Here is a 23,799-nt window from a genome sequence, read left to right as displayed (position 1 = left end):
GCCTCGCCGCTGGAGCGGCAGACGGAGCTGCGCCAGCGGGCCGACGGACTGGAGCAGGCGGTCGACGCCGGCGCGAGCCCGGCTTCCACCCGCAGCGCGGAACAGCAGGCCTGCCTGGACGCCACACGCTCCGACCTGGAGCGGGACGCCGAGGCCGGGGCGGCGGACCTGGGGCTCACAGCCCAACCGGAGACGGCCGCCACGACCGGCGGCGGGCCCACCACGACGCCGGCGCCCTCCTTCACGGCGTCCCCCGACGCCGAGGTCACTCCGCTCGGTGTGCGCGTCACCGTGTACCCCACGGAGGAGGCCGCCCGCGCCGCCCTGGAGGACGCCCGGGCGGCGGCGCAGGCCTGCACCGGGGTGGACCTGGCCGGGCTCGGCGTGGAGAGGGTGACGCGGACCGAGCACGAGGGCGGCACCGCGTACACGGCGCTCCCGGCCCCCGGGGGGTCCGTCTACTCGCATCTGACGGCCGTGCAGGACGGCGCCCGCACCGTGGCCGTGGCCCAGGCCGACGCGGACGGCGGGGTGCCCCCGGACGCCGAGGACCGTGCGGCCTCGATCGTGGCCGACGTGCTCGCCGCGCTCGACGGCGAGGGCTGAGGACGGAGGGCCCTCAGCCCCGCAGACCCCCGAGCACCACGCCCGTGACGGCGTCGATCATCTGGCCCGGCCCCTGCTGGCCGGGGACGCCGCGATCCGGCCGGTACCAGTCGACGATCGAGTTGATCATGCCGAGCGCCAGGCGGGCGAGGTTGCGCGGGGTCACGTCGGAGCGCACCGCACCCACGGCCTGGGCGGCCTCGAGCAGGTCACCGAAGCGCCGGGTGATCTCACGACGACGCTCGACGGCGGCCACCTCGACCGCCGAGTTCCCGCGCAGGCGCAGCAGCAGGGTCACCTCGGGCTGCTTCTCCGCCAGCACCCCGAGCGTGCCGCGGATGGCCGCCTCGACCTGCGCGCCGGCGTCGGCCCCGCTGGCCACCACATCGTCCAGGCACGCCTCGAGGGCGTCGAGCGCCTCCGTCACCGCGTGGTCGAGGATCGCCTCCTTGGACTCCACGTGGTGGTAGATCGCGGACTTGGAGATGCCCAGGTGGGCGGCGAGCATGCCCATGGACGTCGCCTCGTAGCCGTGCCGGTTGAAGAGCTCGACGCACTCGGCCAGCAGCGTCTGCCGGTCATAGCCGGGCCGGCCGCGGCGCGGGGTGGGGCTGCTCTGGGGCACGGGGCTCCTTCGGGGGCGGGCGGACGCCGACGACGACGGCGCACCGGTCCACTCTACCGGGCACGCCGGCGTCGGGATCGGCCGCGGGGACGGGATCAGGCCAGGTCGCGCAGGTCGTAGATCCGCTTGAGCTTGCCGGAGGAGCGGGCCAGGGACTCCGGCTCCACCACGTTGATCACGCATGAGGAGCCGATCTTCGTCTTGATCTCCATGCGCAGGTGCGCGGCGCAGGCCTGGGCCTCCTCGAGGGTCGCATGATCGCGGCGCTCGATGTTCACGGCCATCTGGTCCATGCGGTCCGGACGGGTGATCTCGAGGGTGAAGTGCGGCGACAGGGCCGGCTCCTTGAGGGCCAGCTCCTCGATCTGCGACGGGAACAGGTTCACGCCGCGCAGGATGATCATGTCGTCCGAGCGGCCGGTGATGCGTCCCATGCGGCGGTGGCCCGGGTGTGTGGTGCCCGGCAGCAGGCGGGTGAGGTCGTGGGTGCGGTACCGGATGATCGGCAGCGCCTGCTTGGTGAGCGAGGTGAAGACGAGCTCGCCGTGGCGGCCGGTCTCGAGGACCTCGTCCGTGAGCGGGTCGATGATCTCGGGGCGGAAGTGGTCCTCCCAGATGTGGGAGCCGTCCTTGGTGGCCGCGGACTCGCCGGCCACGCCCGGGCCCATGACCTCGGAGAGGCCGTAGATGTCCAGGGCGTCGAGGTCGAAGGTCTGCTCGATCTCGCGGCGCATCTCCTCGGTCCACGGCTCCGCGCCGAGGATCGCGACCTCGAGGGAGGACTCGCGGGGGTCCAGCCCGAGCTTCTTGAAGCCGTCCGCGATGGTCAGCAGGTAGGTGGGCGTGGAGAGGATGGCGCGCGGTTGGAAGTCGGTGATCAGCTGCACCTGCTTCTCCGTCTGCCCGCCGGACATCGGGATCACGGCCGCCCCGACGCGCTCGGCGCCGTAGTGGGCGCCGAGGCCGCCGGTGAACAGGCCGTAGCCGTACGCGTTGTGCACGCGGTCACCGGGGCGGATGCCGCCGGCGCGGAAGCAGCGGGCGACGAGGGTGGTCCACGTGGCCAGGTCGTCGTCGGTGTAGCCGACCACGGTGGGCTGGCCGGTGGTGCCGGAGGAGGCGTGGATGCGGCGCAGCTCGGGGCCCGTGGCGGCGAACGCGCCGAACGGGTAGCTCTTCCGCAGGAACTCCTTGTCCGTGTACGGGAACTTGGCGAGGTCCCCGAGCTCCGTGAAGTCCGAGGGGTGGACGCCGTGCGCGTCGAAGTGCTCCCGATACGCGGGCACGTTCTCGTAGGCGTGGTGCAGGGTCCAGCGGAGGGGTTCGAACTGAAGCGCCTCGATCTGGTCCCGGCTCATCGTCTCCTCGGGGTCCGGGGCCCCGCGGTCGGCGGGGGCGGGCAGGGGTGCCGGCGTGTACGGGTTGGGGATCGAGGCCTCGAGCATGGCGTCCTCCTGGGGATGCGGGGTCGGGCGGCGGTCGACGACGGCGGCGCACCGGCGGGTGCGCCCGCCGGTCAGCGTCCGGGGGCGGGGATGGTGCGGGAGCGGCCGCGGAAGGCGGCCACCGGGGTGCCGTCGTCGGTGGTGACGGTGATGTCGTAGACGGCCGAGCGGCCCGCGGCGGTGACCAGGCGGCCCTCCGCGACGAGGGTCTGCCCGGCGCGGGTGGCCGCGAGGAAGTTGACGTCCACGCCGGAGGCCACGGTGAGGGTGGAGCCGTCCGAGGCGGGGTCGTTGCAGGTCAGCGCGAAGCACGTGTCCGCGAACGCGAAGACGGCGCCGCCGTGGGCCAGGCCGAAGCCGTTGTGCTGGTCCTCGGTGAGCGTCATCCGGATGCGCGCGTGGTCCTTCTCGGCGGCCTCGAGGGTGACGCCGAGCCACCGTGCCACGCGGTCCTCCGCGAGCATGGGGTGGTGGGCGGTCTCGGTCATGGGCGGGCCTCCCTGCCGGCACGGGCGCGCCGGCGCGGCGGCGCAGAGAATTACTGAACGATCATTAGGTAACTCCCTGGATGTGACCCACGTCAAGTCCGTTCCGGTGTGTGACGCGCGCCGGCCCCACCCTGCCGCCGCCGGGGCGAGGCGCGCCGGGATCCTGTGCGCGGGCCCTGCCCATCGCGTCCGCGACTCCTGTCTAGGGTGACGGCATGGTGACCTTCGCGCCGGACCGCGCCTCCTTCATGCTCAGCCCCTCGGACATCACCGCCGCCGCGACGTGCACGTACGGGTGGCTGCGCGGGACGGTGGACCCCGCGCTCGGGCGCGCCCCGCGGATCGGCGTGGCGGACGCGTTCCTCGAGCGGGTCTCCCGCCTCGGGGACGAGCACGAGTCCCGCGTGCTCGCGCGACTCGAGGCGGAGCGCGGCGGGGACCAGGTGGTCCGGCTCGCCCGCCCGGAGCGCTACACGCCCGAGGGTGTGCGGGCCGCCCGCGAGCGCACCGCGGCGGCGTTGGCCGCGCGTCCCGCCGTCGTGTTCCAGGGGATGCTGCACGACGGCGCGTTCGGCGGCCTGGCCGACTTCCTCGTGCTCCGCACGGACGAGGAGCACCCCGAGGGCGCGTACGAGGTGGTGGACACGAAGCTGGCCCGGCATGCACGGGTGACGGCGCTGCTGCAGATCGCCGCGTACGCGGACCTGCTGGACGGCATGGGCGTGCCGCGGACGCGGCAGGGCAGCCTGTGGCTCGGGGACGGTTCCCGGCACGTCGCGGACCTGGACGAGGTGATCCCGGTGTACCGGCACCAGCGCGCCCGGCTGGAGGCGCTGCTGCAGGATCACGTGGCCGCCGGGGAGCCCGCCCGCTGGGGCGACGACCGCCTGAGCGTCTGCGGCGCATGCGAGGCGTGCGAGGAGGCCGTCGCCGAGCACCGGGACGTGCTGCTCACGGCGGGGGCCACGCGGTTGCAGCGCACCCGGCTGCGCGAGGCCGGCATCACGACCATCGAGCAGCTCGCGGCGTCCGTCGCACCGCCGGAGGGCATGGCCCGCCGCACGTGGGAGGCGCTGCGGGAACAGGCGGCCATCCAGCTGGAGCCGGCCGGGGCGGACGGGCTTCCGCCGCATCGGATCGTGGACCCGCGCGCCGTGGCGGGGCTGCCGGCGCCGGACGCCGGAGACGTCTTCTTCGACTTCGAGGGGGACCCGCTGTGGGTCTCCGCGGACGGGAGCATGGAGGGCCTCGAGTACCTGTGGGGCTGGGTCGAGGCGCCGGGCGGGGACACCGCGCGCACCGCCTCGGCCGACTTCCGGTTCACGGGTCTGTGGGCGGACACCCGTGCCGCCGAGCGGGCGGCGCTCGAGCAGTTCGTGGCGTTCGTGGAGGCGCGGCGTGCGACCCACCCGGGGATGCGGATCTACCACTACGCCGCGTACGAGGTCACCGCGCTGAAACGGCTGACCGTGCGCCACGGCGTGGGCGAGCGCGAGCTGGACGACTGGCTGCGCGCGGGGCTGTTCGTGGACCTCTACTCCACGGTCCGCGCCGCCCTGCGGGCCGGTGTGCCGAGCTACTCCATCAAGAAGCTGGAGCCCCTCTACATGGGGGCGGAGCACCGGGCGGAGGACGGCGTCACGACGGCGGCGGACAGCGTCACCGAGTACCACCGGTACGTCGCCGCGCTGGAGGCCGGGGACACCGAGGTCGCGAGGGCGATCCGCGCCGACATCGAGGACTACAACCGGTACGACTGCGTCTCCACGGCGCGGCTGCGGGACTGGCTGCTGGCGCAGGTCGAGCAGGATCCGGACGCCTCGAGGTCGCCGCAGGGAGCCGCGGCGGAGCCGGAGACCCCGCTGGTCGAGCCGGCCCCGGAGCCCGAGCAGGACCTCACGGCCGCACTGCTGGCGATGCTGCCGCAGCGGGAGGAGGGCGCCGCCCTGGGGCCGGGGGAGCGCGGGGTCGCCCTGCTCGCGGCGGGACTCGGGTTCTACCGGCGCGAGGAGAAGCCGACGTGGTGGGCGTTCTTCGACCGGGGAATCTCCCCCGTGGATGAGTGGCAGGAGCCGCGCGCGAATGTGGTCGCGGACCGGGTCGACGTCGAGGAGGACTGGCATCAGCCGACTGCCCGCCACTCACTGCAGCGGGTGCTGCAGGTGACCGGCCGGCTCGAACCCGGCACCCTGCTGAAGCCGGACGCCTCGGTCAAGACCGTCTACGAGGACTTCCCGGCCCACGCCGAGCTGCAGCCGAACGCCGTGCGCTGGATCGGTCCGAACGCGGACGTGGAGCAGGTGGAGGACCTGCCGGACGGCCGCTCGGTGCTCCGGCTGCGGGAGAGGCTGGCCCGCGGGGTCGAGTCGTTCGACCAGCTGCCCATGGCCGCCTTCGAGCACTCGAAGGTCCCCACGGACACCCTCGAGGCGCGCATCCGCGAGCTCGCCGTGGCCACCGACGCCGCCGGCGCGCTGCCGGAGCCGGGCGTCTCCGCGTGCGTGGACATCCTCGCCCGACGCACCCCCGCGACGACGGGCCGCCCCCTGCCGGAGATCGTCGCCGACGCGGAGGGCGAGCTCGACCGCACCGCGCTGCTCGTAGAGGCCCTCGAGTCCGCCCGCGGCTCCTACGTGGCGGTGCAGGGCCCTCCCGGCACAGGCAAGACGCACGTGGGCAGTCACGCCGTGAAGGCCCTGCTCGAACGCGGGTGGAGCGTGGGCGTCACGGCCCAGTCCCACGCCGTGGTGGAGAACTTCTTGGGCAAGCTCGTGTCCATCGGGGTGCCGAAGAAACAGGTGCTCAAGGCGGAGAAGCGCGGCAAGGACGCGCCCGAGCGCCCCTGGGCCACGGTGTCGGACGCCAAGCCGTACATCGGCCTCCCCGGCCACGTCGTCGGCGGCACCGCCTGGACCTTCGCGCACGAGGACGTGCAGGAGTTCGACCTCCTGGTGATCGACGAGGCCGGGCAATTCTCCCTGGCGCACACCCTCGCCGCGGCGGCCATGGCCCGCACTGTGCTCCTGCTCGGCGACCCCCAGCAGCTGCCGCAGGTCACCAAGGGGACCCACCCCCAGCCCATCGGCGACGCGGCCCTGACCTGGATCGCGGAGGGCGCCCCCGTGCTCCGCCCCGACCGCGGCTTCTTCCTGGACACCTCGTGGCGCATGCACTCGACGCTCACCCACGCGGTCTCCGAGCTCTCCTACGCCGGCCGCCTGCGCTCGCACACCCCGCGCACGGACGCCCGCCGGCTCGACGGCGTGGAGCCCGGGCTGCACCCGTGGCCGGTCTCCCACACGGGCAACGCGGTGTCCTCGCCGGAGGAGGCCGCGGCCGTCGTCGAGATCATCCGGTCACTGCTCGGCCGCACCTGGTCCACCGGCCCGGACGACCCCGGCCGACCGCTCGAGCCGTCCGACGTGATCGTGGTGGCCCCGTACAACGCGCAGGTCGCCGCGGTCCGGGAGGCGCTCGATGCCGCCGGTCTCGAGGGCACCGCCGTCGGCACCGTGGACAAGTTCCAGGGCCGGGAGGCCGCCGTCGCGATCCTGACGATGGCGGCGTCCTCACCGCAGGAGGTGCCGCGCGGGCTGGACTTCCTCCTGAACCGGAACCGGCTCAACGTGTCGATCTCGCGCGGACAGTGGGCCGCCTACCTCGTCCACTCCCCCGCCCTCGCGGACGCGCTGCCCACCAGCCCCGAGGACCTGCCGATGATCGGCGCGTTCCTGCGGCTCGTGCACCGCTGACTCAGTCGGTGGCGCCCTGGCGCAGCAGGAACCGCTGCAGCTTGCCGGAGGGGGTCTTGGGCAGCCGGTCCACGAAGTGCACCCGGCGCGGGTAGGCGTGCTTGGAGTACTCGTCGCGGACCTTCGCCTGCAGCTCGGCCGCCAGGGCGTCCGGGTCCGCGACGGCCCCGGCGGGCACCACGAACGCCACGACCTCCTCGCCGCGCACCCCCTCCGGGTCCGGCAGGCCGACGACGGCGACCTCCTGCACCCGCGGGTGGTCGATGAGCACGGACTCCACATCGAACGGGCCGATCCGGTACCCGGCGGCGAGGATCACGTCGTCGTCCCGGGAGGAGAAGAAGAACCAGCCGTCGTCGTCCCGGGAGGAGAAGAAGAACCAGCCGTCGTCGTCCTGCCGAGCGGTGTCCCCGGTCAGGTACCAGCGCCCGTCCGGGGTGAAGCGCTCCGCGGTCTTCTCCGGCTCCCCGAGGTAGCCGGGGAACCAGAACAGGGGCGAGGCCGCGTCGATCGCGATCTGCCCGTCCCGGATCTCCGCGGCGATCCCCGGCAGGGGCACACCCATCGAACCCGGGCGGGGCGGCGCGGCCAGCTCGGGGTGCGCGGGGGTGCAGATGACCATGCCCAGCTCGGTCTGGCCGTAGTGGTCGCGGATCTCCGTGCCGAGGGCCGACCGGCCCCACTCGAGCACGGACGGCGGCAGCGGCTCCCCCGCCGTGGACACGCGCCGCAGCCGCAGCGGGGCGTCCTCGGTGACCTCCCCGGCCTTGGCCAGCGCGCGGAACATCGTGGGGGCGCCGGCGAGGTTCGTGACGTCCTGCGAGCGGATCACCTCGACCATGGTCGCCGGGGAGAAGGCGCCGCGGTACTGGACCGAGGTCGCCCCGAGCATCAGCGTGCCGACGATCCCGTAGTACAGCCCGTACGCCCAGCCGTGGTCGGCCGCGTTCCAGAACAGGTCCTCGGGGCGCAGGTCCACCGCGCACGTGAGGTAGACGGCGAACGCGGCGGCCGCGCGCAGCGGCACAGGCACCCCCTTGGGGCGGCCGGTGGTGCCGGAGGTGAACAGCAGGGCGATCGGCCCGTCCCCGCCGACGGCGACGTCCTCGGCCAGCGGCGCGGAGTCCGCGAGCGCGTCCCACTCCGGGCCGGTGCGGATGATCTCGATGCCCGGGATGTCCGTGAGCTTCTCGGCCTGGCGGGGCTCGGCGACGACGAGCCGCGCCGCCGCGCCCTCGATGCGCATCCGCGCGGCGCCCGCGGCGAACGCGGTGAACAGCGGCACGTGCACGGCGCCGAGCCGCCACAGGGCCAGCAGCGTGATGACGAGCTCCTCCCGTTTGGACATCATCACGGGGACCCGGTCGCCGCGCGTGACGCCGCGGGCGGCGAGGCCGGTGGCGAGGCGGCGGGAGCGGTCGGCCAGCTCGCCGAAGGTGAGGTCGACGGCGGACATGTCCTCCGCCACGAACCGGAACGCCACGGCGTCGGCCGGCCATCGGTCGCAGAGCAGGTGGGCGGCGCAGGCGTCCGGGGTCTCGACGTCGGCGACCCACCCGGCCATCAGCCGGTCGATCGTCCCGGCCTCGCTGGCCTGCCCGGTCCGTTCCGTCATCTCGGTCTCCTCATCCCTCTCGGCACGCCGACGCCGGGCGACGGCGACGTCAACCACGGTAGGTCCGCCGCGCCCCGGGCCACCGGGCGCGTCCGCATGTTGCACTCGATGTTGCACTCGCCACCCCGTCGCGGTCGAGGACGGACCCGGCCCTCGCCTTCGTCGGGCGTCCGCGGCGCCTGCCAGAATGGGGGCCATGACCTCACAGCCCGCGTCCACCGCCCACCGCCGTTCCCTCGCCGAGGCCGGCATCGCCCTCGGCCCCCTGGACGGCCGCTACCGTGCGGCGGTGGAGCCGCTCGTGGAGCACCTGTCCGAGGCGGCGCTGAACCGCAACCGCATCCACGTGGAGGTCGAGTGGTTCATCCACCTGGCCGAGCACCGTGTGCTGCCGGGTCTGACGCCCCTCACGGCCGAGCAGCAGGCGGGCCTGCGGGCGATCGTCACGGACTTCGACGCGGAGTCCGTGGCCGAGCTGGCGGCCACCGAGAAGGTCACGGTGCACGACGTGAAGGCCGTCGAGTACTTCATCGCCGACCGCCTCGAGGGGCTGGGTCTGGGCCGGCTGAAGCCGCTCGTGCACTTCGCGTGCACCTCCGAGGACATCAACAACCTCGCCTACGCGGTGGGCGTGCGCGACGCCGTCGAGCAGGTCTGGCTGCCGGCCGCCCGCGCCGCCGTGGCCACCGTCTCCGCGATGGCCGCCGAGGCCGCCGAGACCCCCATGCTCTCCCGCACGCACGGCCAGCCGGCCACGCCCACCACGCTGGGCAAGGAGATGGCCGTGTTCGTGCACCGTCTGACCCGCCAGACCCGGCGCATCGCCGGCCAGGAGTACCTGGGCAAGATCAACGGCGCCACCGGCACCTACGCCGCCCACCTCGCCGCCGCCCCGGACGCGGACTGGCCGGCCCTGTCCCGGTCCTTCGTGGAGCACCTCGGCCTCACCTGGAACCCGCTGACCACCCAGATCGAGTCCCACGACTGGCAGGCGGAGCTGTACGCCGACGTCGCGCGCTTCAACCGGATCCTCCACGGCTTCTGCGTGGACGTGTGGAGCTACATCTCCATCGGCTACTTCGCGCAGATCCCCGTGGCCGGTGCGACCGGCTCCTCCACCATGCCGCACAAGGTGAACCCGATCCGCTTCGAGAACGCCGAGGCCAACCTCGAGCTCTCCTGCGCCCTGCTCGACTCGCTGGGCGCCACCCTCGTGGAGTCCCGTTGGCAGCGCGACCTCACGGACTCGACGTCGCAGCGCAACATCGGCGTGGCCCTCGGCCACTCGGTGCTCGCCCTGACCAACGTCACCAAGGGCATGGGCCAGCTCCAGGTCGCCGCGCCCGTACTGGCGGAGGACCTCGACACGAACTGGGAGGTGCTCGGCGAGGCCGTCCAGACCGTGATGCGTGCCGAGGCGATCGCCGGCGTCGAGGGCATGGACAACCCCTACGAGCGCCTCAAGGAGCTGACCCGCGGCCACCGCGTGGACGGGGCGCGCATGCGCGAGTTCGTGCAGGGCCTCGGCCTGTCGGAGGCGGCCCAGGCGCGCCTGCTGGAGCTGACCCCGGCCGGGTACACCGGCGTGGCGGCGGAGCTGGCCAAGGAGTTCGGCCCCGCGCAGGACTGACCCGGGCCGCCTGACGGGGGACGATGGGCGGGTGCTGCTTCCACTTCTCCCCGTGTGGCTGCTGTCCGCCGCCCCCAAGGACCCCGCCGAACTCGAACGGGACGTGCCCGAGCCGATCGACGCGCACGGCGAGCTCGCCGACGCGATCACCGCGGCGATCACCGCCGTGGACCTCGTGGGCGTGTTCTTCTTCGCGATCTCGGGTGCCGTCCTCGCCGTGCGCAAGGGCTACGACATCGTCGGCTCCCTGCTGCTGGCCCTCATGGTGGGCACGGGCGGCGGTGTCGTCCGGGACCTCGTGGTCGGCCGGGACGTGCCCGCGGCCTTCGACAACCCCTGGTACCTGATCCTGCCGGCGGTCGCGTCGCTAGCGGTGTTCCTCCGGATCTTCGACGGCGAGCGCGGCCACCACGCCGTCATGGCCTTCGACGCCATCGGCCTGGCCGTGTACTGCGTGGTGGGCACGCGCATCGCCCTGCTCGCCGGCCTGAGCCCGGTCGCCGCCGCGGTGCTGGGCCTGGTGACCGCCGTCGGCGGCGGCATCCTGCGCGACGTCGTCGCCGGGGAACCGCCCGCCGTGTTCGGCGGGCGCGGCTGGTACGCGCTGCCGGCCATCCTCGGCGCGGGCACGACGGCGGCCCTCGGCCAGGCGGAGCTCCTGAACCCGCTGACCTCGGCCGCGGTGATGGTGCTCGTGCTCGTGCTGCGCGTGGTGTCGCTGCGCAGGGAGTGGCTCGCCCCGGGGGCCGAGATCTCAGGGGAGACCCAGCGCCAGCGCCTGGATCCGCACGACGAGCCGCCCGTGCCGGACATCCGCGACCGCAAGGGCAGGGACGGGCCGCCCGCCGACCCCGGCGAGGACGGCCCCCCGGCGAACGAGGAGACGCCCGGCGCCGGCGAGGACGGCCCCCCGGGGACACCCGGGTGAACAAACGAGCCACTGCGCGGGCCGCACGGGACAATGGCCGGTGAATCCCCGGACCCGACGGAAGGAGCCGCCGTGGACGTGCAGCAGTTCTTCGCCACCCTCACCGACGTCCCGTGGCTGCTCACGACCCTGGACCTGATCGGGATCTTCTTCTTCGCCACCTCGGGGGCGCTGCTGGCGGCGCGCAAGCAGTTCGACCTGGTGGGCTCGATGGCGCTGTCCCTGCTGGCGGGCCTGGGCGGCGGCTTCACGCGGGACATCCTGTTGGACCGCGGCCTGCCCGCGTCCCTGGAGAACCCGGTCTACCTGGCCCCGCCGGTGCTCGTCTCCCTGCTCGTGTACGTCAAGCTGATCCACCCGAATCGGCTGAACCTGACCATCACCCTGTTCGACGCCGCCGGGCTCGCCCTGTTCACGGTGTCCGGTGTGCTGCTGGCGCACTCGATGGGCGTGCACCCGGTGTCCACGGTGGTGATCGCGATGGTCACGGCGCTCGGCGGCGGCGTGCTGCGGGACATCGTCGCCAACGAGGTCCCGTCCATCTTCGACCCCCGCGGCGTCTACGTGCTCCCCACGTTCCTGGGCGCGGTGCTGGCGACCGTGGTGGCGATGAACGGCGCGCTCAACGCGTTCACGGGCTTCCTCATCGCGTTCCTGATCTTCGCGGTGCGGATGATCGCCTACCGCTACCAGTGGCGGTTCTTCGGCGCGGAGATCTCCCAGGACAAGGAGTCCCTCGCGCGTCTGCGGCGCCTGGCCACGCAGGCGCAGGAGGCGGCCGCGCGCCGGGTGGAGCGCACCCTCGAGCGCCGGCTGCGCTCCCCCGGCGCCCCCGCCTTCCCCGACGACGACGCGGACGGGTCCTACGGACCGCGGCAGGAGTACGAGGACCAGGTGCGGGTGGACGACTACGACCCGCAGACCCAGACGATCACCGTCGTCGACCCCGCCTCACACCAGCAGGTGCGCCTGGACCGCGGCACCGGCGTCATGGACGTCACCGACCTGCGCACCGGGCGCACGCGCAGCTTCGACGACCCCGAACACGACTGGATCGCGGACGACCCGGAGGACCCGAGGGGTTGAGGGATGCGGTGGGCCCGACGCCGGGCCGCGCACGCGCACCCCGCGGACGGGTCTATGCTGAGAGTCCATGACCGGCACGCATGAGACCGCCCGCCCCGCCAGCACGACCACGGAGGCCGCGGCCTCCGGCCCCCTCCACCGCGTCGGATTCGACCGCGCGAAGTACATCGAGCTCCAGTCCCAGCACATCCAGGAACGCCGCCGCCAGATCGGCGGGAAGCTGTACCTGGAGATGGGCGGCAAGCTCTTCGACGACCTGCATGCCTCCCGCGTCCTGCCCGGCTTCACCCCGGACAACAAGATCGCGATGCTGGACCGCATCAAGGACGAGACCGAGATCCTGGTGTGCTTCAACGCCAAGGACCTCGAGCGGAACAAGGTCCGCGCGGATCTGGGCATCACGTACGAGGACGACGTCCTGCGCCTCGTGGACGTGTTCCGGGAGCGCGGGTTCCTGGTGGAGCACGTGGTGGTCACGCAGCTGGAGGACGCCAACCACCGCGCGCTGGCGTTCCTCGAGAAGCTCGAGCGCCTCGGCCTGAAGGTGGCCCGCCACCGCGTGATCCCCGGCTACCCGCACGCCATGTCCACGATCGTCTCGGAGCAGGGCTTCGGCGCGAACGAGTGGTCCGAGACCACGCGGGACCTCGTCGTCGTGACGGCCCCCGGCCCGGGCTCCGGCAAGCTGGCGACGTGCCTGAGCCAGGTGTACAACGACCGGCAGCGGGGCATCCCGGCCGGCTACGCGAAGTTCGAGACGTTCCCCATCTGGAACCTGCCGCTCGAGCACCCGGTGAACGCCGCCTACGAGGCCGCCACCGTGGACCTGGACGACATCAACCTGATCGACCCGTTCCACCTGGCCGAGTACGGCGAGCGGGTGACCAGCTACAACCGCGACGTCGAGGTGTTCCCGCTGCTGTCCGCGCTGCTGGAGAAGGTCACGGGCACCACCCCCTACAAGTCCCCCACGGACATGGGCGTGAACATGGCCGGCGCGGCGATCGTGGACGACGAGGTGTGCCAGGAGGCCGCGAAGCAGGAGATCATCCGGCGCTACTACAAGGCCCAGGTCAACGAGGCCCTGGAGGGCGCGGACGACACCGAGTCCGAGCGCGTGGCCCTGGTGATGTCCAAGCTCGGTCTGAGCTCGGAGGACCGCCCGGTGGTGGGTGCCGCGCAGCTGGTGGCCGAGCGCACCGGCGAGCCCGGCGCGGCCGTGCAGCTGGCGGACGGCACCCTGGTGACCGGCAAGACCTCGGAGCTGCTGGGCTGCTCCGCCGCGGTACTGCTCAACGCCCTCAAGGTGCTGGCCGGCATCGAGGACGACGTGCACCTGCTCTCCCCCGCCTCGATCGAGCCGATCCAGACGCTCAAGACCGTGCACCTGGGCTCCAAGAACCCGCGGCTGCACACGGACGAGGTGCTGATCGCGCTGTCCGTGTCCGCGGCGACCGACCAGAACGCGAAGGCGGCCGTCGAGCAGCTGGCGAGCCTCGAGGGCTGCGACGTGCACACGACGACGATCCTCGGCTCCGTGGACGAGGGCATCTTCCGGTCCCTGGGGATGCTCGTGACGAGCGACCCGGTGTTCCAGAAGAAGGGGCTGTACCGGAAGCGGTGACGCAGGGCGGTTCGGCGGTCGCTTCCGTTGACGAAACGGGCGGCCCCGGGGCGTTTTCGTTCGAGAAGTGAGAGCGGGCCGCGCGTGGGCCGCGGCCCGCTCAGGAGGCCCCGGTGGCTCGCCGGGGCCTCCGTTCGTTGACGACGGCGACAACGCGCGCCGCGACGACGGCCGGGTCCTCGTGCTCCCAGAAGCGGAGGACGAGCCATCCTCGCTCGGTCAGTACTCGGGTGGTCTCCGCGTCACGAGAGCGATTGGTGGCGACCTTGTCCGACCAGTAGCCGTCGTGGGCCTTCGGCCGGATGTAGTGCACGGGACACCCGTGCCAGAAGCAACCGTCGATGAAGACCGCCACCCGGGCGGGGCGGAAGAGGAGGTCGGCAGTGCGACGGAGGTCATTCTCGGGCCTCGCACTGACCCGATAGCGGAGCCCGGCCGCATGGACGAGCCGGCGGGCGAGGAGCTCGGGCTTGGTGTCCCGGGAGCGATTTCCCAACATGGTCGCTCGGGCCCCGGTGGAGGAGGCCCAGGACTGGCTCTTCGACGAGACAGGCTCCTGCGCGGTCATGCCCCGTTGAGCAGCCGCCGCAACAGCCCTCCCCTGCGACGGCGGCCGTCTCCCTGCTCCTCGGCAGGCGCCAGGTCGACGGTCGACTGCGATGCCCCCGGGCGGGAGCCTGCATCGGGATCCATCGCCATGCGCGCCATCGTCTCCGAGTGCAGGTGGTCGACGATGGCCGCGACCTGACCGCCTGCCTCTGCCGGGACCACGATGAATCCGGAGGCGACCACAAGACGTCGCATGAACAGGCGTGTGTATTCGCGCCTCTCTCCGGATGATATCTCCAGACTGGCGATGTGCTCTCCCACGGCTCGCGCCAAGGCCGGCCGATCCGATGTCACACCGCGCTCGAGGAGCGCGACGTAGTCGTCCTCGAGCAGCGCTCTGCTCAGGACCAGGTCCGGTCCCAGGACGTGCCACCGGCGCCACAGGCGCTGGAGCACGTGGCGACGGTTGCCGCCCGTCAGACGGGCAGTGAGGCTTGAACGGCTAGGCCCCTTGCCTGCCGAGGGACCCGGGTCGAGGCGGAAGGCCACGACGTCCGGCACGAGCACCAGCGTGAGGAAGTCCCAGACCTCCGGCGAGCCGAACTCGCCCGCTCGCCCTTGCGCGTAGTCGGACAGGACGCGTCCCATCTCGAGGTCCCACGTAGCCACCGGGTCATCCGAGGTCCGCGCCACTCCATCGGCTTCAAGGCACCTCTCTCGGAGATCCAGGAGGTCAGCCTCGTCTGCCTGTGCTCCACCAGTCGGGGGGAACACCCGGGGCCGCGCGAGCATTTCGCTCAGGAGCTCAGGACGGAATGCAGATGGACGGTTCGAGTCGATGAACGCCTCTCGCAGCTGCCCGGCATCACTCGAGGCGAGCCTCGGCTCGAGCAGGTGTCCTGTCATGCTTCACTCCTCAACAACGACGTCTCAGCGGCGAGGAGATACTCGAACCTCTCAGGCTGGTCCCGGTACGAACGAGTGGCCTCCTTCAGTGAGGTGTGAAAGTACTTCGTGGCCACGTTCGCAGCCGCCGCCGCGATGGAGTCTGGGTTCTCGGCCGCCACGGCGTCAACGTCCTCAGCGGTGCCCTCAGCCAGGCCGCTGGCCGTGGCGATCAGCTGCCGCGCGATGACCATGTCCAGGAGTCCCCTGGTCGCCTGCGACGCCGTGTCGTCGAGCAACGCTGCCGCCAGCGGCAGGTCGAGATTCAAGAAGAGTCTCAGGCCCGTACTGAACGCATCGGCCAGATCGGTGGCGAAGATGTCGAAGCGCCAGGGGGCCTCGCGCCACTGCTGGTCTCTGAAAGAGACCGCGCTGATGGGGAACACGTTCGCGTCCTGCTGCAGCGGGACCCGCTCGAATGGCCCCTGCGAGATGATCCGCGTCGCAAGCCAGGAATGATCCCCGGAGGGGGCGATGAGAGCGGCTGAGAGGTCCAGTCTCTCCGCAAGCACGTTGCCGATAAGCTCCACCATCGTCCGTGCGCTCAGGCTCGGCCCGTTCTCCTGGAGAGGAGCGCGCGACGTGCGCGTCGTAGACGTGGCATGGCACGTGGCAGTGACCATGAGCTCAGCGGGGGCCGTGCCGGCGATGGCCCGGACCGCGTCCGCCTCCACTGAGACACCCACGAAGAACCGCAGTCGCGAATTCGAGTCCCAGCAATCCGCGACTTCCGCGGGCTGCCTGTAAACATCGTCGACCTCTGCCCCCCACGGGTGCCACAGGACGGTGCTGTCGTCGACCATGGGAAACCGATGCAGGACAACCGCCATCAGACCACCTCCTCCACATCGATGTCGACCATGATCGTCGCCTCGATGTCCATTTCGACGTGCAGGACGCCCTCAATACCGCCGCGAACAACGACTGAGCTCCCGTTCTCGGTGGCAGTGCCCACGTCCCAGGAGAGCTCCACCTCGTCGTCCGTGAGACCGAACGCCCCCTCCGCGGTGGCCGCCCGCACCGAGGCGCGAAGACGACATCGCTCGCCTGTAGGCTCGGGCGCCCGGAATGTCAGGTGCCAGGTCCCGCGGGCATCCTGGACCGTGCTGACGATCGTGACTTCACCGGCCGCGGCGACTGCGTGGGAGCGACCGCCCCCGCCACCTGCACGGATGTTGCCCCCCGTGTTGCCGCCTGTCGTCGGAGGCCCGCCCACGGGAACGAATCCATTGAGCGACTTGGCGAGCTGACGAGTCGACCGCTCCTCTGTGATGGACTTGACTCGGTCACCGAGCATGAACTTCTTCATGCGCTGACGAACATGGCCGAGGGTCTTGTCGACCACATAAGCTGAGGCGAGACTGTCCGGCGCGTTCTTGTTCCAGTCGTCATGCGTGGCCGGCTCGGCCGCGGCGAAGTGGCGGTCACACTCCGGCGTCGGCTTGAAGACCGCCACCCACATGAAGGTCCCGTCGTTCTCGTCGGCCATCGGCTCATACATCACGACGAGCTCTGCGCTGGAGCGCATGAAGCAGGCCGCGTCGACACGCCAGCTGTCCAAAAGGCCTGGCGCGGGGGGGATGCGCAGGGCCTTCGCCAGGAACACGTGGCCTGAGACCGTGTCGGCACGGTCTCCGAAGTAGCTCTCTCGGGGAGTCTCGTCTGTGTAGGAGGGGCGCAGACTGATCGCCTGCAGGTCGCTCTCGACGATCTCCCCGGGGCGCACCAGGATCTCCCCCTCGTCGATGCCTGCCTGCGCGCGACGGATTCGGGCCAGTCCATGGCTATGCACGCGGAAGAGAGCGGCCGCCTTGTCCGCGACGTCGACCGTCTTGTCGTACAACTTCAACGTGATGTCCATCGGCGTCTGACCGCTGTCGTCCGCGACGAACTTGGGCCAGGCGCTGGTGAGAAGGGTCTCGACCAGCTGAGAGCACAGCTCGTGGGCAGCGTCTGAGTCTCTGACGGCGGTGCGCTGCCCGATCCCCTCGGCGTCGGGGATGGTGACCATCGGGTCGATGACGAGGATCGAGGTGCCGCAGTCACCGTCATCGAAGTGACGCTGGAAGAGCACCTGTGCCAGGTCAGCAGCGCGCTGGCCAACCACTGGAAGGACGTCCCCCGAGGCAGTGTCACCCCACCAGTGCGCCCCGGTGAACCGCAGGCCATCCTCGTCATAAGGGTCGTGCAGGGCAGACGCGATCAGGCGGTCTTCGAGGACACCGTCCCCGCGGTCGCATCGCGTCCAATACACGACAGCATGGGGTGCCGAGACTTCGAAGGTGGAGTTCTTGCCGAATCCGAAGGTTCCGCCAGAGCTGCCGAGCGGCTTGCTGGAGCCGATGTCGAAGACGAAGGCGTTGAAGTTGTTCGGCTCTCCCTTCTCCACAGCTCGGTCCGGGCTGATCGGCCCGTTCAGCCCCGTCGTGCCGCGGTCGTTGATCTCGATGACGTGGAGTTCAGGGGCGGAGAGACTCTCGGCGAGCGCATCCAGTTCCGGACCGAGGCCTGTGAAGACGTTCTCGGCGAGGGCCGCCCTGGCGTCGCAGTCCAGTCGGCGGACGCGGGCCTCATAGCTCGGACGCCGGCCCGCGCGTGCCGCATCCCAGGAGTTCTGCAGAGTCTCTCGGACAAGGATCTGCGCACGTGTCAGCGAGCCATGGGCGCGGAGCAGTTTCCCTCGCCCGCCGCTCGTCTGGTCGCCAGCGCCTCGGGGCTTCGAATAGCGAGAGAGCACCGCAGTCACGCAGAGACCATCCCAACTGGTGCAAGGCGGCTGAAGTCGAACTCGTTCGCGCTGTGGGGACCGAGCGCACTGAGCTGCAGCGAGTAGCGAAGGTCCGAGATGGCGTTGACGACGGAGTCCCCCAGGAGCGATCGTCGCAACACGGGGGTGTCGGCCTCGATCTCCCAGTACCGCACACCGACCACCTTGAACTTGACGTCGGACCCGGGCATCCCCGCGACAAAACCGGAGGCTGCGAGCTTGTCCCGCAGCTCTGTGGGATCGACTCCCATGGCCACCGCGTCCGACGCGAGGTCCGCGACCGTCCTCCCCTGCGGATGCGCCTCTGCCTCCACCACGGCCAGCGTCAACGTCGCCCCTTCGGACGGCTCGAGTTGCCGGAGCCCATGGATGGAGACGGACTGACGGTTCTGGAGCGAGGAGGTCTTCACCTCGATCGCGGCCTCGGGCCCGACGAAGTCGTGGCGGTTGCGGTCCGGGCCTGTCCAGAGTCCCAATGCGGCAGGGCCCAGCACTCCAGTCGCGCGGTTCAGGATCGTGACTTCGCCGAAGAGGCCCGCGAGCTGTTGCTCCCCCATGCCACGTCGAGCCACGGCCAGCAGGCTTCGCCAGTCGTCCGCGGTGCCTCGGACCGCCTGAATCACGCCGTTGCCGCGGTCCATTTCAGCGATCACATCAGCCAGGAAAGTGAAGAAGACCTCGTCCAGCTTCGCGTCGAGGCACCTGATCTGGACGGCTCTGACCTCATCGTCGGTCTCGTTCAGGATCTGCTCCGCCGAGACCGTGATGATCTGACTGACGTCGAACGACTGCATGCGGCTGCCGTCGTACTCGATGAACGCGACTAGCTGGTCAGCCGCGTCCTGCCCCAACCACACTCTGCCTGCGGCAGGACGCCCTGGAAGCTCGTGAACATGGACCGCAGTGCCCGACAGTCGCCCCGTGCGTCCGGCCGCAACGCGGAATGCCTCGCGAATCTCATTCACCATCGTCGTCCTCCACGTTCGAACGGGCGATGACGAGAGACATGAAGTCGCCGTCCGCTTCAAGCTTGCCCGCGATGTCTGACGGCATGACAACGCCATACCCCATGAGGGGCGTGCCCGAGTCCGCCAGGTGGCCGAGACCCAGGCCGGAAAGGACATCCCGCATGGAAGTGCGGCCGCTCTCTGCCGCCTCTCGCTGATTCTGCGGTGTGGAGTCGAGCGCGATGGGGTAGAGCACCAGGACCCCCTGCCCGCCCGCGCCACCCTCATCCGCGGGCTTCAGCCGCAGTGCCATGCGGGCAATGTCAGTCTTCAGCCCGCCGGCCTCCTCGCTGCCCTCGAGCACCAGGTCTGCGACCCGGTCTCCACCCCTCATGAGCGCGCGGATATTGATCGACTGGTCCTCCACGGCGCGGAGGGGCGCGCGGTTGACCGACGGGACGACGAACTCCTCACCCTGGAACACGGGCCCCCTGCTACCCCCGGCCAGGACGACTCTCCAGGGGAGATCTGGAAGCTTCGCATCAACCCATTTGAGGGCTTCACGATGGGTCTCGCGATAGCGCTCGTGCACAGAGAAAGCCTCGAAGAACGCCTTGATGGAGGCGAACGGCACGTCCTTGTATAGGTGGGAGCTGGCAGCCAGACCCCCAGTCTTGACCCGGTAGCCCTCCAAGGACCGAAGCAGGGTCACAACGGTTGCGGTGTTGGCCTCCTGCACTGCCGGGTCGGAGAAGTCGAAGATTGCGGTCTGGGTCCTGTACCCCTGGAATGTGAACTCGACCTGCTCCGCCAGGGGCATCTTCGTGGCGCTCGTGATCTGCAGTCGACCGGGATGACGGCGGATCTTGACACCGATGTCGTCGGGCGTGAGCCCTTCACTCGCCAACCGTCGAATCTCCGAACGCATCTCAGACTCGACGGCTGCCAGGAACTGGTAGTCCGTCTCGAGACCCTCTGCCAGCCAAATGCGTTGGAGGTCCTCGTAACCGGGCCGATAGCCGAACCAGCGTCCCATCTGCAGAAGCGTGTCGTACGCGTTGGACGTCCTGGTGAAGTAGGAGACGAACAGGCCCTCCAGGGTCAGTCCCCGCGAGAGAGTGCCGCCACCGATGACGATGGCGGTGCGAGGACGATCATCGTTGTACACGATGCGGTCCTCCGGATCTTCTTCGCCATTGTCAACGACCACTTCGAGGACGCGAAGGACATTGACGATCTCATGCTGCAGCACAGGCCACGTCGGAGCGTCGGCCGAACCGGTGTAGAGGCTGGCCACACGGCCTTCCTCATTGTCGAAGATCTTCTGGAACGCCGAGACGTCCCCGTTCCGAGCGTCCTTCTTCAGAGGCTCGAGGAAAGCGAGTAGCTGATCTCGCATGGCCTGGTGCGGCTTCGTGCGATGAGTCGTGTGGATCAGCATCGACGAGTGCTTCCCGGTCTGCCCCCGAAGTCGGCGGATCGCACTCGCAACGACGAACCACTTGACCGCGTCCTTTAGCGACTCAGTCACTTCCGGAACGAAGGTGTCCGCCTCAGCGCTCTTGGCGGGAGCCAGCATGGGGAGCTCATCCACCGGGATGCGCCGAACGACATCAAGCCCTGCCGCTCCCTCTGTGTCGATCATGCCCTCGTCGATACCGAAGAGACGTTCAGCCCCGAAGTAGTTCTTCGGAGTGGGCATCACATGGATGAAGTCCCGCGGGTACAGACTCTCGAGCCCTTCGACACCGTGAGGTTTGGGATCCATGAAGACATTGGCGAAGGGGGTCGCTGTGTAGCCCACATAGGTGCCGTTCTTCACCTTGGCCCACACCTGGCGCATCTTCTTGTTGATGACCGTCGGGTCAGTCTCAACGTCCTTCTTGGCGCGCGAGCTGTCCGGCGTCGCCTGATCCGACTCGTCATCGATGATCAGGATCGGCGTGTCCCTTAGCGTGCGCTCATCGAGCTGATCGAAGAACTCCAGGAGGTGGTCCAGCCTCGACGAGTTCTTCTTCATGACCGCCATCATCTTCCGCTTGCCGGAGAGGCCGCTGACGGAGAAGCGGGCATTCTTCACCTCGGCCAGATCCAGATCATGAAGGGGCGTCGTCAGCGTTCCCCACTCATCGCTGTGCGCTTCCACTCCGAGGTCCCGGTTGAGGCGTTCCTGCGTCTGCGTCCGAAGATTGTTGTGGATGCCTGACAGGACGAGGACAAACCTGTATCCGGCATCCAGTGCCTTCGCCGCGAGCGCCGCGTAGTTCGCCGTCTTGCCAGACTGGACGTTGCCGATGACGATGCCGCGACGACGCTCGTTCGTGAAGGGCTGTGCCAGCTCCTTCACCGTGGCATTGGTGGAGCGGTCGATGGAGTCCACGGCATCGGCGAGTCCACCGCCCGCCATCTGCGCCTTGAGGCGGGTCCACCGCAGGCCGCCACCCTTGGGCGGGTAATACCAGTTGCGGCCCGGATCCAACTCGGCAGTGGATCCGCCGCCCTCCACCACGCGCACAGTCTCTGCCCACTCCGCACTCCTGTGCTGACGCTCCTCAACGATCTCGTCGAGGGTTGGGTGCATCTCCGGCGGAAGGTCCTCGCGGAGCAGGGGAACCGCCTTCTGGGGCGAAAGCCCATCTACGAGCTTCTTGTCGAGCAGCTGTTCGATGAACATCTTCTGCATTGCCAGTTCCGCGACCACGACACTCCACTCTTCTCGCCCGAAGCGGTTGACTCAGAGCGGTCAAATCAGACGACGCTGGCGAGCGTCGGCGGCCTCCACTCTGAGGCTAGGTGCGATCTTCTCATAGGGGAGTCCTTGGAAGGATCGGAACAGCGCCTGGAAAACGGCGCGCGCTCCGAGCGGCGGAACTGCCATGCCGATCTGCTTCCGAATGGAGTCTCGGCGGCCCTCGAAGTGGAACGTGTCCGGGAACGTCTGGAGACGCGCCCGCTCACGATTGGTGAGGGCTCGCGGCTCGTCCCAGTGGTAGACATGAGTGCCTCCGCCACCGGATCCCGTGACGGTGTAGGACGGCTTGGCCGGGTCGAGGCGCCGATAGATCTGGCTGATGGTAGCACCCCGGACATTGAGACGGGCCTCGCCGGTCATGCGCTTGGCATTAAATGCATTCTCACCCGGGTCGATGAGCTTCAGTCGCTCGACCACCTGTTTCGACTGACGGGTGCGCTCGTTATTGGTGACGGACGCGGGGATCGGCGCAGCGACAGCCTCACCGGACGTAGCGAAGGGCTGTCCCGTCCCGGGCCCATGAGTCGGGGCTGGAACTCCGTACTCGACGTCGAGGTCATCGCGAACCCCCACGACGAGAACGCGATGCCGCGCCTGGGGAACCCCATACTGCTCGAACCGGTAGAGGTGAGGGGTGATTCGATAGCCCGCGTCGCGCAACTCTTCCAAGATCACCTGGAAGGCCCGACCGCCGTTGGCACTGCGAATGCCTCCGACGTTCTCCGCTACAAACCACTTCGGTCGCTTCCGCTCCAGGACCCGAACGCCGGTCTTGTAGAGCCCTCCGAAGCTACCCTCAAGTCCCTTGTGCTCACCGACAAGACTGAAGTCATTGCAGGGGAAACCGAAGGCGAAGCCGTCGATGTCGCCGAAGGAGTCGATGTTCTCGGCGGCGACTCGAGCATCGCCGACCTTGACCGACTTGAGCGTTGCTCGGGGAATGTTGCGCCGGTACGTAAGACAGGACGACTCGTCGATGTCGACGGCCCAAGCGTGCCGCAGGGACATCCTCTCCTGCAGCTCCGAGTCGGCCTCGACCGCCTGATGCGCACCGAGAGCCATGCCACCGGGCCCGGAGAAGAACTCTCCCATCCTGAACGTTTCCATGCACCCTCTATCACTCGTCGCCGCAGACCTGCGTGGGAAGCGCGCGGCATACTGCAGCTTAGCGCGATTCTGCCGTCTCGGCGGCCTGGAGGGCACCGTGTTCACACTCGGCGCCCGCTGGGCCTCTTCCACGAGGACATCGCGTGTCAGCCGGATGACCGGAACTCATGAAGCCTTCGGAAGGACGAGGACGATGGCCACACTGCCCTGGACCGCAGGTGAGACTCTGCTCGCTCTCGGACTTGCTCATCACCTGGAGTGGACCAACCCGAGTGAGGGGACACCCGCAGTCGTCGGCCTGTCTCGTCTGCTCGCTCAGGGTCCCTTCCATCCAGGAATTACTCTGCCGGGCAACTTTCGGAATCCGAACTCCGTCAAGATGAAGGTGTCCAACCTCATCTGGCACTACTCCGGCGGAGAGCACGGTCTCAAGCAGGGAGCAGTTCAGGACCTCGCCCTGGTGCAGCTCTACAGGTCAGACCCGGCGCTGGTGCTCGGCGTGGCGCACGATCTCCGTTCCCTGGTCGAGCAGTCATTTGGAGATGCGACTCTCGTCCCCTGACCTCACGAATACCCCGCCCACACGCGCCGCTCCGCTCCGTCCACGGTCATCACGCCGCCATGCGGCAGCACCCACTGCGGCCGAGTGTGGCCGAACGGGACACCCACGCACACCACCGCGTCCGGGTTGTAGCGTCCGACCTCCTCCAGCACCGCATCGGCCTGCTCCGCGCGCAGCCGCGCCCGCTCCTCCGCACCGCGCGGCGCCTCGAAGGAGCTCGTCGGCGGGCGGGCCGCCAGCACGGCGTCCTCGAGGGAGACCTCGCCCGTGTCGTACACGGAGACGATCGAGGGGTGGTTCAGGGAGGCCGCCGAGCGTGCCTCCTTGCGGAAGCGCGCCTGGAAGTGCGGGTCGCGCGCCAGGTCCCGGCG

At 69.9% G+C, this 23,799-nt stretch carries 18 protein-coding genes and 1 pseudogene; 7 read left to right on the top strand and 12 right to left on the bottom strand.

What is annotated here, in order from left to right; translation table 11 throughout:
- On the top strand, positions 1–606 hold a 606-nt coding region (locus tag D8M29_RS01730), incomplete at its 5' end, for a hypothetical protein (protein ID WP_127445775.1).
- Positions 607–619: 13 nt separating this feature from the next.
- On the opposite strand, the gene D8M29_RS01725 is transcribed toward D8M29_RS01730, so the two are convergent.
- The 3 genes from D8M29_RS01725 to D8M29_RS01715 all read right to left on the bottom strand — a co-directional run bounded on the left by D8M29_RS01725 (position 620) and on the right by D8M29_RS01715 (position 3,164).
- Entirely contained in the window at positions 620–1,231 is a 612-nt protein-coding gene (locus D8M29_RS01725; RefSeq protein WP_127445774.1) for a TetR/AcrR family transcriptional regulator, read from the bottom strand.
- A gap of 95 nt (positions 1,232–1,326) precedes the next feature.
- On the bottom strand, positions 1,327–2,676 hold the full coding sequence (locus tag D8M29_RS01720) for a phenylacetate--CoA ligase family protein (RefSeq protein ID WP_127435130.1): 1,350 nt from the start codon (positions 2,674–2,676) through the stop codon (positions 1,327–1,329).
- Positions 2,677–2,747: 71 nt separating this feature from the next.
- Positions 2,748–3,164, bottom strand: a complete 417-nt coding sequence (locus D8M29_RS01715) for a PaaI family thioesterase (protein WP_127435129.1) — start codon at positions 3,162–3,164, stop codon at positions 2,748–2,750.
- Positions 3,165–3,379: 215 nt separating this feature from the next.
- Between D8M29_RS01715 and D8M29_RS01710 the strand changes: the two genes are divergently transcribed.
- Complete coding sequence (locus D8M29_RS01710; RefSeq protein ID WP_127435128.1) at positions 3,380–6,916, top strand: bifunctional RecB family nuclease/DEAD/DEAH box helicase; 3,537 nt, start codon at positions 3,380–3,382, stop codon at positions 6,914–6,916.
- A 1-nt stretch (position 6,917) separates the two neighbouring features.
- Here the strand turns inward: D8M29_RS01710 and D8M29_RS01705 are convergent, their stop codons facing one another.
- Positions 6,918–8,531 (bottom strand): AMP-binding protein, encoded by a 1,614-nt coding sequence (locus D8M29_RS01705; RefSeq protein ID WP_127445773.1) that lies wholly within the window; start codon positions 8,529–8,531, stop codon positions 6,918–6,920.
- Between the two features lie 196 nt (positions 8,532–8,727).
- Here D8M29_RS01705 and purB point away from each other — a divergent pair, with 196 nt between their 5' ends.
- The 4 genes from purB (at position 8,728) to D8M29_RS01685 (ending at position 13,799) form a co-directional block, all read left to right on the top strand.
- The gene (purB, locus tag D8M29_RS01700; RefSeq protein WP_095695028.1) at positions 8,728–10,161 is read left to right on the top strand and encodes an adenylosuccinate lyase; all 1,434 of its coding nucleotides are present in this window, start codon (positions 8,728–8,730) and stop codon (positions 10,159–10,161) included.
- Positions 10,162–10,192: 31 nt separating this feature from the next.
- A complete protein-coding gene (locus D8M29_RS01695) occupies positions 10,193–11,089 on the top strand; it encodes a trimeric intracellular cation channel family protein (RefSeq protein WP_127445772.1) in 897 nt (298 codons plus the stop codon).
- A gap of 72 nt (positions 11,090–11,161) precedes the next feature.
- On the top strand, positions 11,162–12,175 hold the full coding sequence (locus D8M29_RS01690; protein WP_127435113.1) for a trimeric intracellular cation channel family protein: 1,014 nt from the start codon (positions 11,162–11,164) through the stop codon (positions 12,173–12,175).
- Positions 12,176–12,242: 67 nt separating this feature from the next.
- Positions 12,243–13,799 carry a DUF1846 domain-containing protein gene (locus D8M29_RS01685; RefSeq protein ID WP_127435114.1) on the top strand — a complete coding sequence of 519 codons (1,557 nt, stop codon included), beginning with the start codon at positions 12,243–12,245 and terminating at the stop codon, positions 13,797–13,799.
- A 100-nt stretch (positions 13,800–13,899) separates the two neighbouring features.
- Here D8M29_RS01685 and D8M29_RS01680 read toward each other — a convergent pair whose 3' ends face one another.
- The 7 genes from D8M29_RS01680 to D8M29_RS01650 form a co-directional block, all read right to left on the bottom strand.
- Positions 13,900–14,367 (bottom strand): very short patch repair endonuclease, encoded by a 468-nt coding sequence (locus D8M29_RS01680; protein WP_238692755.1) that lies wholly within the window; start codon positions 14,365–14,367, stop codon positions 13,900–13,902.
- Positions 14,364–15,017: a hypothetical protein gene (locus tag D8M29_RS01675; RefSeq protein ID WP_127435115.1), complete on the bottom strand. Its 654-nt coding sequence runs from the start codon at positions 15,015–15,017 to the stop codon at positions 14,364–14,366. Before D8M29_RS01675 ends, D8M29_RS01680 begins: the two co-directional genes overlap by 4 nt.
- Before the next feature lie 233 nt (positions 15,018–15,250).
- On the bottom strand, positions 15,251–16,123 hold the full coding sequence (locus D8M29_RS01670; RefSeq protein WP_127435116.1) for a hypothetical protein: 873 nt from the start codon (positions 16,121–16,123) through the stop codon (positions 15,251–15,253).
- Positions 16,123–18,039 carry a hypothetical protein gene (locus tag D8M29_RS01665; protein ID WP_127435117.1) on the bottom strand — a complete coding sequence of 639 codons (1,917 nt, stop codon included), beginning with the start codon at positions 18,037–18,039 and terminating at the stop codon, positions 16,123–16,125. Before D8M29_RS01665 ends, D8M29_RS01670 begins: the two co-directional genes overlap by 1 nt.
- Positions 18,036–19,028, bottom strand: a complete 993-nt coding sequence (locus D8M29_RS01660; protein ID WP_161972205.1) for a PD-(D/E)XK motif protein — start codon at positions 19,026–19,028, stop codon at positions 18,036–18,038. The genes D8M29_RS01665 and D8M29_RS01660 overlap by 4 nt, the downstream gene beginning before the upstream one ends.
- The gene (locus tag D8M29_RS01655; RefSeq protein WP_127435119.1) at positions 19,018–21,708 is read right to left on the bottom strand and encodes a Z1 domain-containing protein; all 2,691 of its coding nucleotides are present in this window, start codon (positions 21,706–21,708) and stop codon (positions 19,018–19,020) included. The genes D8M29_RS01660 and D8M29_RS01655 overlap by 11 nt, the downstream gene beginning before the upstream one ends.
- A gap of 42 nt (positions 21,709–21,750) precedes the next feature.
- A complete protein-coding gene (locus D8M29_RS01650; RefSeq protein WP_127435120.1) occupies positions 21,751–22,866 on the bottom strand; it encodes a DNA cytosine methyltransferase in 1,116 nt (371 codons plus the stop codon).
- A 379-nt stretch (positions 22,867–23,245) separates the two neighbouring features.
- On the opposite strand from D8M29_RS01650, the gene D8M29_RS01645 reads away from it, so the two are divergent.
- On the top strand, positions 23,246–23,428 hold the full coding sequence (locus D8M29_RS01645) for a hypothetical protein (protein ID WP_127445771.1): 183 nt from the start codon (positions 23,246–23,248) through the stop codon (positions 23,426–23,428).
- A gap of 2 nt (positions 23,429–23,430) precedes the next feature.
- On the opposite strand, the pseudogene D8M29_RS01640 reads toward D8M29_RS01645, so the two are convergent.
- A pseudogene (locus tag D8M29_RS01640) lies at positions 23,431–23,799 on the bottom strand (hypothetical protein); the annotation flags it as partial.

This window comes from Micrococcus sp. HSID17227 (genome assembly GCF_003989405.1).
Taxonomy (GTDB): Bacteria; Actinomycetota; Actinomycetes; order Actinomycetales; family Micrococcaceae; genus Micrococcus; species Micrococcus luteus.
This window is presented reverse-complemented; position numbering and strand designations above follow the sequence as displayed.

What these genes read in the sequence shown, in the direction of transcription:
- D8M29_RS01680 (WP_238692755.1), bottom strand. Translation starts at nt 14,367, where the DNA reads ATGACCGCGCAGGAGCCTGTCTCGTCGAAGAGCCAGTCCTGGGCCTCC.
- D8M29_RS01670 (WP_127435116.1), bottom strand. Translation starts at nt 16,123, where the DNA reads ATGGCGGTTGTCCTGCATCGGTTTCCCATGGTCGACGACAGCACCGTC.
- D8M29_RS01685 (WP_127435114.1), top strand. Translation starts at nt 12,243, where the DNA reads ATGACCGGCACGCATGAGACCGCCCGCCCCGCCAGCACGACCACGGAG.
- D8M29_RS01650 (WP_127435120.1), bottom strand. Translation starts at nt 22,866, where the DNA reads ATGGAAACGTTCAGGATGGGAGAGTTCTTCTCCGGGCCCGGTGGCATG.
- D8M29_RS01710 (WP_127435128.1), top strand. Translation starts at nt 3,380, where the DNA reads ATGGTGACCTTCGCGCCGGACCGCGCCTCCTTCATGCTCAGCCCCTCG.
- purB (WP_095695028.1), top strand. Translation starts at nt 8,728, where the DNA reads ATGACCTCACAGCCCGCGTCCACCGCCCACCGCCGTTCCCTCGCCGAG.
- D8M29_RS01660 (WP_161972205.1), bottom strand. Translation starts at nt 19,028, where the DNA reads ATGGTGAATGAGATTCGCGAGGCATTCCGCGTTGCGGCCGGACGCACG.
- D8M29_RS01705 (WP_127445773.1), bottom strand. Translation starts at nt 8,531, where the DNA reads ATGACGGAACGGACCGGGCAGGCCAGCGAGGCCGGGACGATCGACCGG.
- D8M29_RS01645 (WP_127445771.1), top strand. Translation starts at nt 23,246, where the DNA reads ATGAAGGTGTCCAACCTCATCTGGCACTACTCCGGCGGAGAGCACGGT.
- D8M29_RS01720 (WP_127435130.1), bottom strand. Translation starts at nt 2,676, where the DNA reads ATGCTCGAGGCCTCGATCCCCAACCCGTACACGCCGGCACCCCTGCCC.
- D8M29_RS01715 (WP_127435129.1), bottom strand. Translation starts at nt 3,164, where the DNA reads ATGACCGAGACCGCCCACCACCCCATGCTCGCGGAGGACCGCGTGGCA.